This is a genomic window from Klebsiella sp. 7-CIP_Kleb. (genome assembly GCF_050378655.1).
GTDB classification, from domain to species: Bacteria; Pseudomonadota; Gammaproteobacteria; order Enterobacterales; family Enterobacteriaceae; genus Klebsiella; species Klebsiella quasipneumoniae.
Genome location: NZ_JBNRLJ010000001.1, coordinates 1,332,691 through 1,345,514, shown reverse-complemented (window position 1 = coordinate 1,345,514; position 12,824 = coordinate 1,332,691). Strand labels below are relative to the sequence as shown.

The 12,824-nt window shown below is 57.4% G+C and carries 13 protein-coding genes; 7 read left to right on the top strand and 6 right to left on the bottom strand.

All coding sequences use genetic code 11. The features are described from left to right. Nucleotides 1-5 precede the first annotated feature (5 nt). Entirely contained in the window at nucleotides 6-368 is a 363-nt protein-coding gene (folX, locus tag ACQUTI_RS06505) for a dihydroneopterin triphosphate 2'-epimerase (RefSeq protein ID WP_002913200.1), read from the bottom strand. A 65-nt stretch (nucleotides 369-433) separates the two neighbouring features. Continuing rightward, nucleotides 434-1,063 (bottom strand): GSH-dependent disulfide bond oxidoreductase, encoded by a 630-nt coding sequence (yfcG, locus tag ACQUTI_RS06500; protein WP_004201763.1) that lies wholly within the window; start codon nucleotides 1,061-1,063, stop codon nucleotides 434-436. Nucleotides 1,064-1,232: 169 nt separating this feature from the next. Between yfcG and yfcF the strand changes: the two genes are divergently transcribed. From yfcF to yfcD, 3 genes are read left to right on the top strand one after another with little or no spacing between them, the layout of a single operon-like run. Continuing rightward, on the top strand, nucleotides 1,233-1,877 hold the full coding sequence (gene yfcF / locus ACQUTI_RS06495) for a glutathione transferase (RefSeq protein ID WP_004201762.1): 645 nt from the start codon (nucleotides 1,233-1,235) through the stop codon (nucleotides 1,875-1,877). 56 nt (nucleotides 1,878-1,933) lie between these two features. Further along, nucleotides 1,934-2,485: a phosphodiesterase gene (gene yfcE / locus ACQUTI_RS06490; protein WP_004201761.1), complete on the top strand. Its 552-nt coding sequence runs from the start codon at nucleotides 1,934-1,936 to the stop codon at nucleotides 2,483-2,485. A 57-nt stretch (nucleotides 2,486-2,542) separates the two neighbouring features. Then, nucleotides 2,543-3,094 (top strand): NUDIX hydrolase YfcD, encoded by a 552-nt coding sequence (yfcD, locus tag ACQUTI_RS06485; protein WP_002913197.1) that lies wholly within the window; start codon nucleotides 2,543-2,545, stop codon nucleotides 3,092-3,094. Nucleotides 3,095-3,182: 88 nt separating this feature from the next. Here yfcD and pta read toward each other — a convergent pair whose 3' ends face one another. Together pta and ackA are read right to left on the bottom strand one after the other, a co-directional pair. Further along, nucleotides 3,183-5,330 (bottom strand): phosphate acetyltransferase, encoded by a 2,148-nt coding sequence (gene pta, locus ACQUTI_RS06480; protein WP_004201759.1) that lies wholly within the window; start codon nucleotides 5,328-5,330, stop codon nucleotides 3,183-3,185. 190 nt (nucleotides 5,331-5,520) lie between these two features. Beyond that, nucleotides 5,521-6,723, bottom strand: coding sequence for an acetate kinase (ackA, locus tag ACQUTI_RS06475; RefSeq protein ID WP_004201756.1), 1,203 nt, complete (start codon nucleotides 6,721-6,723; stop codon nucleotides 5,521-5,523). A 338-nt stretch (nucleotides 6,724-7,061) separates the two neighbouring features. Here ackA and yfbV point away from each other — a divergent pair, with 338 nt between their 5' ends. The 4 genes from yfbV to ACQUTI_RS06455 all read left to right on the top strand — a co-directional run bounded on the left by yfbV (nucleotide 7,062) and on the right by ACQUTI_RS06455 (nucleotide 10,679). Further along, a complete protein-coding gene (gene yfbV, locus ACQUTI_RS06470) occupies nucleotides 7,062-7,517 on the top strand; it encodes a terminus macrodomain insulation protein YfbV (protein WP_002913194.1) in 456 nt (151 codons plus the stop codon). Nucleotides 7,518-7,604: 87 nt separating this feature from the next. Continuing rightward, nucleotides 7,605-8,099 carry a YfbU family protein gene (locus tag ACQUTI_RS06465; protein ID WP_004201754.1) on the top strand — a complete coding sequence of 165 codons (495 nt, stop codon included), beginning with the start codon at nucleotides 7,605-7,607 and terminating at the stop codon, nucleotides 8,097-8,099. Between the two features lie 11 nt (nucleotides 8,100-8,110). Beyond that, nucleotides 8,111-8,770, top strand: coding sequence for a sugar phosphatase (locus ACQUTI_RS06460; protein WP_004201751.1), 660 nt, complete (start codon nucleotides 8,111-8,113; stop codon nucleotides 8,768-8,770). A gap of 76 nt (nucleotides 8,771-8,846) precedes the next feature. Further along, entirely contained in the window at nucleotides 8,847-10,679 is a 1,833-nt protein-coding gene (locus ACQUTI_RS06455; RefSeq protein ID WP_004201750.1) for an SLC13 family permease, read from the top strand. A gap of 45 nt (nucleotides 10,680-10,724) precedes the next feature. On the opposite strand, the gene yfbR is transcribed toward ACQUTI_RS06455, so the two are convergent. Next, nucleotides 10,725-11,324 carry a 5'-deoxynucleotidase gene (gene yfbR, locus ACQUTI_RS06450; protein ID WP_004201749.1) on the bottom strand — a complete coding sequence of 200 codons (600 nt, stop codon included), beginning with the start codon at nucleotides 11,322-11,324 and terminating at the stop codon, nucleotides 10,725-10,727. 81 nt (nucleotides 11,325-11,405) lie between these two features. Next, nucleotides 11,406-12,623, bottom strand: a complete 1,218-nt coding sequence (gene alaA, locus ACQUTI_RS06445; protein WP_004201748.1) for an alanine transaminase AlaA — start codon at nucleotides 12,621-12,623, stop codon at nucleotides 11,406-11,408. Between the last annotated feature and the right edge of the window lie 201 nt (nucleotides 12,624-12,824).

Below are 12,824 nucleotides of genomic sequence, written 5' to 3'. Positions count from 1 at the left end.
CATGGTTAGCGCCGCCAGCTCATGGTCATGGATACCGAGTCGGCATAGCGCAGCGCGTGAAGTTTATCGATCTCCACTTCAGCATATGTGACCCAGTGATGTTCGCATGCGATATTCAGCACATCCTGAGTTAATTTTTCCAGCAGCGAGAAACGACCATTCTCAAGATGGCTAATGATGCGTTTGGTAATGGTGCGGTAGTTCAACGCATCATTAATGTCCTCGCTGTCGCGCGCTTTATCGGCAGGGTAGTGAATGGCCACATTCACTACCACGTCCTGGCGGTTCGCGATCTCTTCCTCTTTAATACCAATAAAAGTACGCAGGCGCAGGTTCTTAATACGAATAATGGCGTCTGGTTGAGACATTGCAGGCTTCCTCCGTGGTTTAAGTCCTGCAATCATACAACAAAGCGCGACGGGCGAGCAGGGGGTTAATAAGGCTGAATTTTTAGCATCGCTTCCACCGTCGCCGGCCGCTGCTTAATGCGCTCATACCAGTTATGCACCGCCGGATAGTTCGCCAGATCGATCCGCTGGCGGACATGGCAGTTCACCCAGGGCCAGGCGGCGATGTCGGCGATGCTGTAGTGGTCCCCGCCCAGCCACGGGCTGGATCCCAGGCGATGATTCAGTACCCCATAGAGTCGCTGGGTTTCCACCTGAAAACGCTCAATCGCGTAGGGCACGGTTTGCGGCGCTGAGTGGGAAAAATGCTGATTTTGCCCCAGCATCGGCCCCAGGCCGCCGACCTGCCAGAACAGCCACTGCAGGGTGGTATAGCGCGCCCGCAGCTCCCCGCTCAGCAGCTTGCCGCTTTTTTCCGCCAGATAGAGCAGGATGGCGCCGGACTCGAAGACGCTCAACGGCGCGCCGCCGTCGGCAGGCATGTGGTCGACGATAGCTGGAATTTTGTTATTCGGCGAAATCGCCAGAAACTGCGGATGAAACTGCTCCCCTTTGCCAATATCGACCCGAATTAGCCGATAGGCCAGCTGCGCCTCTTCGAGAAACAGGGTGATTTTGTGGCCGTTTGGGGTGGGTGCATAGTAGAGATCGATCATAATATTTCCCGCCGTCGTGGGTCGCAAACTGATCGAGTATAGGTGAAGCTGCGCGACCCGGGAAAAAATCCGCGAGCGGGGCGCCAGCCACGCAGCGGACGAGCAGTGACATCGCCGGTAAGACAGGCTATGTTGGTTTATTGCCCTGTCTACCAACCCTGAGGAAGTTATGAGCCAGCCTGTGATTACCCTGTGGTCCGATGCCGATTTTTTCTCACCGTACGTGATGTCTGTTTATGTCGCGCTGCAGGAAAAGAGCCTGCCTTTTAGCCTTAAAACCATCGACCTGGGCAGCGGCGAACATCTGCAGGCCGGCTGGACGGGCTATACCGCCACCCGTCGCGTACCGCTGCTGGAGGTTGACGATTTCGCGCTGAGCGAGTCTTCGGCGATTACCGAATATCTCGATGAGCGTTTCGCGCCGCCTGAGTGGGAGCGCCTTTATCCACACGATCTGCAAAAGCGGGCCCGCGCCCGGCAGATCCAGGCCTGGCTACGCAGCGATCTGGTGCCCATTCGTGAAGAGCGATCCACCGCCGTGGTGTTTGGCGGGGTGAAAATGCCGGCGCTCAGCGAGGCAGGCAAGCGGTCGGCGGAAAAACTGTTTGCCACCGCTACCACGCTGCTGGCCCACGGCGGGCAAAATTTATTCGGCGAATGGTCTATTGCCGATGCCGACCTGGCGCTGATGCTCAATCGTCTGGTTCTCAATGGCGATGAGGTGCCGGAGGCGCTGGCGGATTATGCGACTTTCCAGTGGCAGCGGGCCTCAATCCAGCGTTACGCGGCGCTTTCCGCCAAACGCGGAGGCTGATAACCCGCCGCGCTTCCGCTATCATAGAGGCATCGTAACCAGTGGAGATGGAACCTATGAAGCTGATGTTTGCCTCCGATATTCATGGTTCGCTACCTGCGACGGAACGCGTGCTTGAGCGGTTCGCGCAAAGCGGCGCCAGGTGGCTGATCATCCTCGGCGATGTGCTTAATCACGGGCCACGCAACGCGCTGCCGGAAGGCTATGCGCCGGCGGAGGTGGCCGAGCGGCTGAACAGCGTGGCGGAGCGCATCATTGCGGTTCGCGGTAACTGCGACAGCGAAGTGGATCAAATGCTGCTTCGTTTTCCCATGACCGCGCCCTGGCAGCAGGTGCTTGGCGAAGGCTACCGCCTGTTTCTGACCCACGGTCATCTTTATAGCCCGGATAATTTGCCGCCACTTGCCGCTGGCGATGTCCTGGCGTATGGCCATACTCATATTCCGGTTGCTGAAAAACGCGGGGCGTTCTCTCTGTTTAATCCAGGCTCAGTGAGTATCCCAAAAGGGGGATATTCCGCCAGCTATGGGCTACTGGATGAGGGGCGTCTGCAGGTTTTAGCACTCAATGATAATCAGGTTATTGCAGAGGTCGCAATTTACCCGTAATTTAGCCCTCAATCATAAAGACGCGCCGCAAGAGCGCTTTTAAAGTAAGGTTTCCTGATGGCGGAACAGAATCATTTGGCAAGCACAGAATGGGTCGATATTGTTAATGAAAACAATGAGGTGATAGCACAGTCCAGCCGCGAGCAGATGCGCGCGCAGTGCCTGCGCCACCGGGCGACCTATATCGTCGTTCACGACGGAATGGGGAAAATTCTGGTGCAGCGACGCACCGAGACAAAAGACTTTCATCCGGGCATGCTGGATGCCACCGCCGGCGGCGTCGTGCAGGCTGATGAGCAGTTGCTGGAGTCGGCCCGTCGCGAGGCGGAAGAGGAGTTAGGCATCGCCGGGGTGCCGTTTGCCGATCACGGCCAGTTCTACTACGAAGATAAATTCTGCCGCGTCTGGGGAAGCCTGTTCAGCTGCGTCTCCCACGGGCCGTTTGCCCTGCAGGAAGAGGAGGTGAGCGAGGTGTGCTGGTTAACGCCGGAAGAGATCACCGCCCGCTGCGATGAGTTCACGCCCGACTCGCTGAAAGCGCTGGCGCTGTGGATGACCCGTAACGCCGGCAACGAGTATGATGACGCGGAAGAGAGCGAGCGCGAATAAACGCGCTAACGCGTGGCAGCAACTGCTGTTCGCCTCCTGACAAAAAAGGCAGCCATCTGGCTGCCTTTTGCTTTCTCTCAGCGGGCGATTACTTCTGCTGCTGAGCTGACTGGATCGCGGTCAGTGCGATGGTGTAGACGATATCGTCAACCAGCGCGCCACGAGACAGATCGTTGACCGGCTTGCGCATACCCTGCAGCATCGGCCCGATGGAGATCAGGTCGGCAGAGCGCTGTACCGCTTTGTAAGTGGTGTTACCGGTGTTCAGATCCGGGAAGATGAACACGGTCGCGCGGCCAGCTACCGGCGAGTTCGGCGCTTTGGATTTCGCGACGTCAGCCATCACCGCGGCGTCATACTGCAGCGGGCCGTCGATCATCAGGTCAGGACGTTTTTCCTGCGCCAGACGGGTCGCTTCGCGGACTTTTTCTACATCGCTACCCGCGCCGGAAGTACCGGTGGAGTAGGAGAGCATCGCCACGCGCGGTTCGATGCCGAAGGCAATCGCGGAGTCAGCGGACTGAATCGCGATTTCCGCCAGCTGCTCTGCGGTCGGATCCGGGTTGATCGCGCAGTCGCCGTAAACATAAACTTGTTCCGGCAGCAGCATGAAGAACACGGAAGAGACCAGCGAGCTGCCCGGTGCGGTTTTGATCAGCTGCAGCGGCGGACGAATGGTGTTGGCGGTGGTGTGTACCGCGCCGGACACCAGGCCATCGACTTCGTCTTGTTCCAGCATCAGGGTGCCGAGAACCACGTTATCTTCCAGCTGCTCGCGGGCGACGGCTTCGGTCATGCCCTTGTTCTTACGCAGTTCGACCAGGCGAGCCACGTAGCTTTCGCGCACCACTTCCGGGTCGACGATTTCGATACCGGCGCCCAGCTCAACGCCCTGCGCTGCTGCAACGCGGTTAATCTCATCCGGGTTGCCCAGCAGCACACAGGTGGCGATCCCGCGTTCGGCGCAGATGGCTGCAGCTTTCACGGTACGCGGCTCGTCGCCTTCCGGCAGAACGACGCGTTTGCCGGCTTTGCGCGCCAGCTCGGTCAGCTGGTAGCGGAAGGCTGGCGGAGAGAGACGACGGCTGCGCTCGGAGGTCGCGGTCAGCGATTCGATCCAGTCCGCGTTGATGTAGTTGGCAACGTATTCCTGAACTTTCTCAATGCGCTCGTGATCGTCAACCGGTACTTCGAGGTTGAAGCTCTGCAGGCTCAGGGAGGTCTGCCAGGTGTTGGTGTTGACCATAAACACCGGCAGGCCGGTGGCGAAGGCGCGTTCGCACAGCTTGCTGATGCGCGCGTCCATTTCATAGCCGCCGGTCAGCAGGATGGCGCCGATTTCCACGCCGTTCATCGCTGCCAGGCAGGCGGCAACCAGCACGTCAGGACGATCTGCGGAAGTAACCAGCAGCGAACCTGCGCGGAAGTGCTCCAGCATGTGCGGGATGCTGCGCGCGCAGAAGGTCACGGATTTCACGCGGCGGGTGTTGATATCGCCTTCGTTGATGATGGTCGCATTCAGGTGATGGGCCATGTCGATCGCGCGGGTGGCGATCAGATCGAAGCTCCACGGTACGGCGCCCAGCACCGGCAGCGCGCTGCCTTTTTGCAGCTGAGCCGGGTCGATCTTCACGACTTTCGCTTTGGATGAGTCGTCGAAAATTTCCGACAGATCAGGACGGGTACGGCCCTGCTCGTCGACCGGCGCGTTCAGTTTGTTGATGATAACGCCGGTGATGCTGGTGTTTTTCGCGCCGCCAAAGCTGTTGCGGGTCAGTTCAATACGCTCGTTCAGCTGTTCTGGCGTATCGGTACCTTGCGACATGACGAAGACGATTTCCGCGTTCAGGGTTTTGGCGATTTCAAAGTTCAGCGCCTGAGCGAACTGATGCTTACGGGTCGGCACCAGGCCTTCCACCAGCACCACTTCCGCGTCCTGGGTGTTCGCGTGATAGTTGGCGATGATCTCTTCCATCAGCACATCTTTCTGATTGCTGGAGAGCAGAGATTCAACGTGGTTCATCTTCAGCGGTTCAGCAGCGGTGGTGGTGGAGGAGCTGGCGCGAACGATGGTGGTGGTCTGGTCCGGGGCATCGCCGCCGGAGCGCGGCTGGGCGATAGGTTTAAAGACGCTCAGACGAACGCCTTTGCGTTCCATAGCGCGGATCACACCGAGGCTGACGCTGGTCAGACCTACGCTGGTACCGGTAGGAATTAACATGATAGTACGGGACACGGTATATCCTCTTTCGTTACCGCCAGTATCAGGCGGGATACAAAACAGCACCACCAGCGACCCGTCATACTCCACGTTGCACGTGCGTTGGCTCTACTTGCTCACCCCGGTCGCGTATGCGCCGGGGATCTGCTGTGTCGCCGCCTTCCTGCAGCGCGAAGTATTGCGGGTCAGGGCTGGCGGTGTGGAATTATGCGGTCAGACGGCTGGCGTCTTGCGCGATGACCAGCTCTTCGTTGGTCGGGATAACCACGGCAGGACGGGTGCCTTCTTTGTTGATGAAGCCAGACTTGCCGAAGCGGGCAGCCAGGTTACGCTCATGGTCAACTTCGAAGCCCAGTACGCCCAGTTTGCCCAGCGACAGCTCACGCACCATCGCGGCGTTTTCACCAATGCCACCGGTGAAGACCACGGCGTCGAGACGGCCGTCCATCAGCGCGGTGTAGGAGCCGATGTATTTCGCCAGGCGGTGGCAGTAGACGTCCATCGCGCGTTTAGCGTCGGCTTTTTCCTGGTAGTTGTCTTCCACGTAGCGGCAGTCGCTGGTGACTTCGGTCAGGCCCAGCAGGCCGGACTCTTTGGTCAGCATTTTGTTGATGGCGTCAACGCTCATGCCCAGGGTGTCGTGCAGATGGAAGATGATTGCCGGATCGATATCGCCGGAGCGGGTACCCATCACCAGGCCTTCCAGCGGGGTCAGACCCATGGAGGTGTCAACGCATTTGCCGTTACGAATAGCGGAAACCGAACCACCGTTGCCAAGGTGGCAGGTGATGATGTTCAGCTCTTCAACCGGCTTGTTCAGGATCTTAGCGGCTTCCTGAGTCACGTAGAAGTGGCTGGTGCCGTGTGCGCCGTAACGACGAACGCCGTGCTCTTTGTACAGGCTGTACGGCAGGGCGTAGAGATAGGATTCTTCCGGCATGGTCTGGTGGAACGCCGTATCGAATACTGCCACGTTTTTGTCTTTCAGGTGCGGGAAGGATTTCAGCGCTTCAGCGATGCCGATCAGATGTGCCGGGTTGTGCAGCGGTGCGAAGGACGCCGCGTCTTTAATGCCCTGAATCACGGACTCGTCGATGACGACGGAGCTGGTGTATTTTTCACCGCCGTGGACGATACGGTGGCCAATTGCGGTCAGCTGAGCAGACAGTTCTGGTTTTTGTGCCAGAATAGTGTTAACGATAAAGTTCAGTGCTTCGCTGTGCGCGGCGCCCGCGCCTAATTCGGCTTCTTGTTTGCCGCCGTCAATTTTCCATTTGATACGGGCTTCTGGCAGGTGGAAGCATTCCGCTAAACCGGACAGGTATTCGTCGCCGTTAACGGCGTCAAGGATAGCAAATTTCAGAGAGGAGCTACCGCAGTTCAGAACCAGTACTAACTTACTCGACATGGAAGTACCTTTTTATGATACGTGGCTAAAAAAACGTCAGTGTGTCATTAGCGTAGCGCAGGATGACCTCGACATTTATGATTAACATCATGCCTTGTTCTGTTTTCAGGCACGATGAGATAAGTACATTTGATTTTATGCCATTTTGCATAATTTTCAGCCAATGGCAGAATATGCGATAATTTGACTAGCCTGGCAAAAGAGTCTATCCGCCCTTTCAGGCGGGCACAGGATACCTGATTGCGGCATCCTTTGCCAAAATCTTTTGAACGATGTCATGCATAGTTGGTGTTTTGCACGAATTTTTTAAGTTTTATATGTAAAGTTGAGGTAAAGCCATGTCGACCCCTGAGAAACGCCCCGTTAGCTTCTTTAGCTTGTTCAACCGCGGGCAGCACTACGCGAAGACCTGGCCTCTCGACAAGCGCCTCGCGCCGGTATTTATTGAAAACCGCATCATTCGTGCCACCCGCTACGCCATCCGCATCATGCCGCCGATCGCCATTTTCACCCTCTGCTGGCAGATAGCGCTGGGCGGCCAGCTGGGGCCCGCCGTGGCCACTGCGCTGTTTGCACTGAGCCTGCCGATGCAGGGGTTATGGTGGTTGGGTAAACGTTCAGTGACGCCGCTGCCGCCTTCCATTCTTAACTGGTTCTACGAAGTACGCGGCAAACTGCAGGAGGCGGGGCAGGCGCTGGCGCCTGTCGAAGGCAAGCCCGATTATCAGGCGTTGGCTGACACGCTTAAGCGCGCCTTCAAACAACTCGATAAAACTTTCCTTGATGATTTGTAATTCACTACGGAAAACGCATATAAAAGAAGGCGCATGATTTATGCGCCTTCTTTATTTCACGCCCTACCGTGCTACAGGAGTCACAACATGGAAATGACCAATGCGCAGCGTCTGATTTTATCCAATCAGTACAAGATGATGACGATGCTCGACCCGGACAATGCGGAGCGCTACCGTCGTCTGCAAACCATCATTGAGCGTGGGTATGGGCTGCAGATGCGTGAACTGGACCGCGAGTTCGGCCAGCTGACGGAAGAAACCTGCCGTACCGTAATCGACATCATGGAGATGTACCACGCGCTACACGTCTCCTGGACCAACCTGAAAGATGCGGCGGGTATCGACGAGCGTCGGGTCACCTTCCTCGGATTTGATGCCGCCACCGAAGCGCGTTTTCTCGGCTACGTGCGCTTTATGGTCAACGTTGAAGGCCGTTACAGCCACTTTGACGCCGGCACCCATGGCTTTAACTCGCAGACCCCGATGTGGGAGAAATATCAGCGGATGCTGAGCGTCTGGCACGCCTGCCCACGCCAGTATCATCTGAGCAGTAACGAAATTAACCAAATCATCAATGCCTGAGGGAGGTGCCCGTGCAGTGTAAAGGTTTCCTGTTCGATTTAGACGGGACGCTGGTGGATTCCTTGCCGGTGGTGGAGCGTTCATGGTGCAAATGGGGGGATCGTTTCGCCATTGACCATGATGAAATTCTCAGTTTTATTCACGGCAAGCAGGCCATTACCTCCATTCGCCATTTTATGCCGGGTCGCAGCGAGGAGGATATCCAGGCCGAATTCCGTTATCTCGAGCAGATGGAAGCCACTGATATCGAAGGCATCGTCGCCCTACCGGGGGCGTTAGCCCTGCTGAATACGCTCAATGAGGCCGGGATCCCATGGGCGATTGTCACCTCCGGCTCGATTCCGGTTGCCCATGCGCGTCACCGCGCGGCGGGCCTGCCGATGCCGGAGGTATTTGTCACCGCTGAGCAGGTGAAGCACGGCAAGCCGGCGCCGGACGCCTATCTGCTGGGCGCCGAGCGGCTGGGTCTGCCTGCCGGGGAGTGCGCGGTGGTGGAAGATGCGCCGGCGGGGCTCCTCTCCGGACTGGCGGCCGGCTGTCGCACTATCGCGGTCAACGTGCCCGCCGATGCCCCCCGTCGGGATGAAGCCGACCTCGTGCTGAGCAGCCTGGAAGATCTGGTGGTTGAACGCCAGACTGACGGCGTGGTAAATGTGCGTCTTAAAGCGTAAACCCATGATTTCGCCCCGCGTCGTCGGGGCTTTTTTATGCCACTATGTCGACTCCCACTTGTGACAAGGAAACGTTGTGAACGGTGAATTGATTTGGGTTTTATCCCTCCTGGCCATCGCGGTTGTGCTGTTTGCTACCGGTAAGGTGCGCATGGATGCTATCGCCCTGATGGTCATTGTCGCCTTTGTCCTCAGCGGCACGCTGACGCTGACTGAAGCTTTTTCCGGGTTCAGCGATCCTAACGTGATCCTGATTGCCGCCCTGTTTATTATCGGCGACGGCCTGGTGCGTACCGGGGTGGCCACCAAGATGGGCGCCTGGCTGGTTAGCGTGGCAGGCAACAGCGAAACCAAAATGCTGATCTACCTGATGCTCACCGTCGCCGGGTTGGGCGCGTTTATGAGCTCCACCGGCGTGGTCGCCATTTTCATTCCGGTGGTCCTTAGCGTCTCGGCGCGGATGAATACCTCACCCTCGCGGCTGATGATGCCGCTGAGCTTCGCCGGGCTTATCAGCGGGATGATGACCCTGGTGGCGACGCCGCCCAACCTGGTGGTCAACAGTGAACTGCTGCGCGAAGGACTGCACGGCTTCAGTTTTTTCAGCGTCACGCCGATTGGCCTGGTGGTGCTGATCCTGGGCATCGTCTATATGCTGGCGGTGCGCTTTATGCTGAAGACGGATAATGGCGATTCCGCGCGCGATGGGCGAAAAAGAAGTACCTTTCGCGATTTGATCCGCGAATATCACCTCACCGGCCGCGCTCGCCGGCTGGCGATCCGACCCGGTTCACCGATGATCGGTCAGCGACTGGATGATTTAAAGCTGCGTGAGCGCTACTGTGCCAACGTCATCGGCGTTGAGCGCTGGCGGCGGTTCCGTCGGGTGATTGTTAACGTCAATGGGGTCTCGGAATTTCGCGCCCGCGACGTCCTGCTGATCGATATGTCTGCCTCCGATGTCGACTTGCGCCAGTTCTGCGGCGAGCAAATGCTCGAGCCGATGGTGCTGCGCGGGGAGTATTTTGCCGATCAGGCGCTGGATGTGGGGATGGCGGAGGTGGCGCTGATCCCGGATTCAGAGATGATAGGCAAAACGGTGCGTGAGATAGCCTTCCGCACCCGGTTTGGCCTCAATATCGTCGGCATGAAGCGCGATGGCAAGGCGATGGATGGTTCCGTGGTCGATGAGCCTCTGCAGCTCGGCGATATTCTGCTGGTGGTCGGCAACTGGCGGCAAATTGCCCTGCTGGCGAAGCGCGGCCGGGATTTCGTGGTGCTCAATATGCCGGTTGAGGTTGATGACGCTTCGCCGGCCCACAGCCAGGCTCCGCACGCGATTTTCTGTCTGGTGCTGATGGTGGCCCTGATGCTGACGGATGAAATCCCCAACCCCATCGCCGCGATCATCGCCTGTCTGCTGATGGGCAAATTCCGCTGTATCAACGCCGAAAGCGCCTACAAGGCGATCCACTGGCCGAGCATCATTCTGATTGTCGGGATGATGCCGTTCGCCCTGGCGTTGCAGAAAACCGGTGGGGTGGATCTGGTGGTTAAGGGACTAATGGACGTAGCCGGAGGCGAGGGGCCTTATCTGATGCTCGGCTGCCTGTTTGTGATGTGCGCGGCGATAGGCCTGTTTATCTCTAACACGGCCACCGCGGTGCTGATGGCGCCTATTGCCCTGGCGGCGGCGAAGTCGATGGGTGTGTCGCCTTATCCCTTTGCCATGGTGGTGGCGATGGCGGCTTCGGCGGCGTTTATGACCCCGGTCTCTTCGCCGGTTAATACTCTGGTGCTTGGCCCGGGTAAGTACTCATTTAGCGATTTTGTCAAAATCGGCGTGCCCTTTACCGTGCTGGTGATGGTGGTCTGCGTTCTGCTGATCCCGGTGCTCTTCCCGTTTTAAGAGATGCAGGCCGGGTAGGGAGCGACCGCTGCCCGGCCTGAAAAATTACAGCGGCGAATCCTGGCTGATTTCATCCAGCGACAGCTGGAAGCTCGGGACAAACACCTGCATAAAGTAATCCATCTCCGCGCTGCGCCGCGACGCCAGCGTTTTTTCAAGACGGCCTTTGGCCAGCAGAAATTCGTTGTTGCCCGCCGACAGCTCTTCGAGGCATTTCAGGTAGGCGCAGAGGGCGTCAGCCTGTTTGACGATCGACTGCTCTTCCTCACTGTAATGATGCTCGTCAATCAGCGGTTCGAAAATATCGCGCAGCTCGTCAGGCACCATATCCACCAGCTTCTGCTGGGCGATTTTCTCAATCGCCTTATATTCCTGGGCAATCTGTGAATTAAAATATTTCACCGGGGTAGGGAGATCACCGGTTAAAACCTCGGAGGCGTCGTGGTACATCGCCAGCAGGGCGATACGCTCTGGGTTGACCTGGCCGCCAAATTTGCGGTTTTTAATCGCCGCCAGCGCGTGGGCGACCATCGCCACCTGCAGGCTGTGCTCGGAGACATTTTCGGTGCGCACGTTGCGCATCAGCGGCCAGCGGTTAATCAGTTTCAGACGGGAGAGGTGGGCAAAGAAATGACTCTGACTCATAGGAACCCTTAATCAGTGACAACATCGGGTTCCATTGTGCGCAGGGATCGCCGCCGGATGCAAATGCCGGCGGCAGCACGACTAAAGCTGATGGTAGCCGGAGAGGAAGCGGCCAAAGCGGGAGATCGCCATCTCCAGGTCGTCTTCGCGAGGCAGGGTCACAATACGCACGTGATCCGGCCACGGCCAGTTAAAGGCAGTACCCTGCACCAGCAGCACTTTCTCCTGCAGCAGGAAATCGAGCACCATTTTCTGGTCGTCGTGAATATTGAAGCGTTTGGCGTCAATTTTCGGGAACATGTACAGCGCGCCTTTTGGCTTCATGCAGGAGACGCCCGGAATATCGTTGATCAGCTCCCAGGCGCGGTTGCGTTGTTCATACAGACGCCCGCCGGGAATGATGAATTCGCTGATACTCTGGTAGCCGCCCAGCGCGGTCTGGATAGCATGCTGGGCCGGCACGTTGGCGCACAGACGCATCGAGGCCAGCATTTCCAGTCCTTCGATATAGCCTTTCGCGTGTTTTTTCGGGCCATTCAGCACCATCCAGCCCTGACGGAAGCCGGCGACGCGGTAAGTTTTCGACAGTCCGTTGAAGGTCACCGTCAGCAGATCCGGCGCCAGAGCGGCAATCGAGTGATGCTGGGCTTCGTCGTAGAGGATCTTGTCGTAGATCTCATCGGCGAAAATAATCAGGTTGTGCTGGCGGGCGATCTCCACGATCTCCTGCAGCAGCTCTTTGGAGTAGACCGCGCCGGTGGGGTTGTTGGGGTTGATGATCACGATCCCGCGGGTGCGAGGCGTGATTTTGGCGCGGATATCGTCAAGATCCGGAAACCAGTCAGAGGATTCGTCACACAGATAGTGCACCGCTTTACCACTGGAAAGAGACACCGCCGCCGTCCACAGCGGGTAGTCCGGAGCGGGAACCAGCATCTCATCGCCACTGTTTAACAGCGCCTGCATCGCCTGCACAATCAGCTCGGACACGCCGTTGCCGATGTAAATATCTTCCACGGTGACATCGCGCATTCCCCGCGCCTGGTAATGCTGCATGATAGCTTTACGCGCCGAGTACAATCCTTTCGAATCGCAGTATCCCTGGGCGGTAGGCAGATTGCGGATGACGTCGACGAGGATCTCGTCAGGGGCCTCGAAGCCGAAGGGCGCCGGGTTGCCGATGTTCAGTTTCAGAACCTTATTGCCTTCTTCTTCAAGACGTTTCGCTTCTTTCAGAACCGGTCCGCGGATGTCATAACAGACGTTCTCTAACTTGCTGGATTTTTCGATGGGGGACATGAATCTTGACCTTTTAGCTGTTATCGCCACTCCCTGCCGTGGAAGTCAGCACGGAACAATGTACTCCGCCTCCCCGCTGTTTTGAAGGCTTTGCAGGAGAAGATTTTGCTAATGCAGGATTTTAAGCGTAATTGATTTATCTGTTGGTTGCTGGTTTTTCCTATGGTTTATGCCTTTTCATGGCATTTTTTCGGTCGTCTA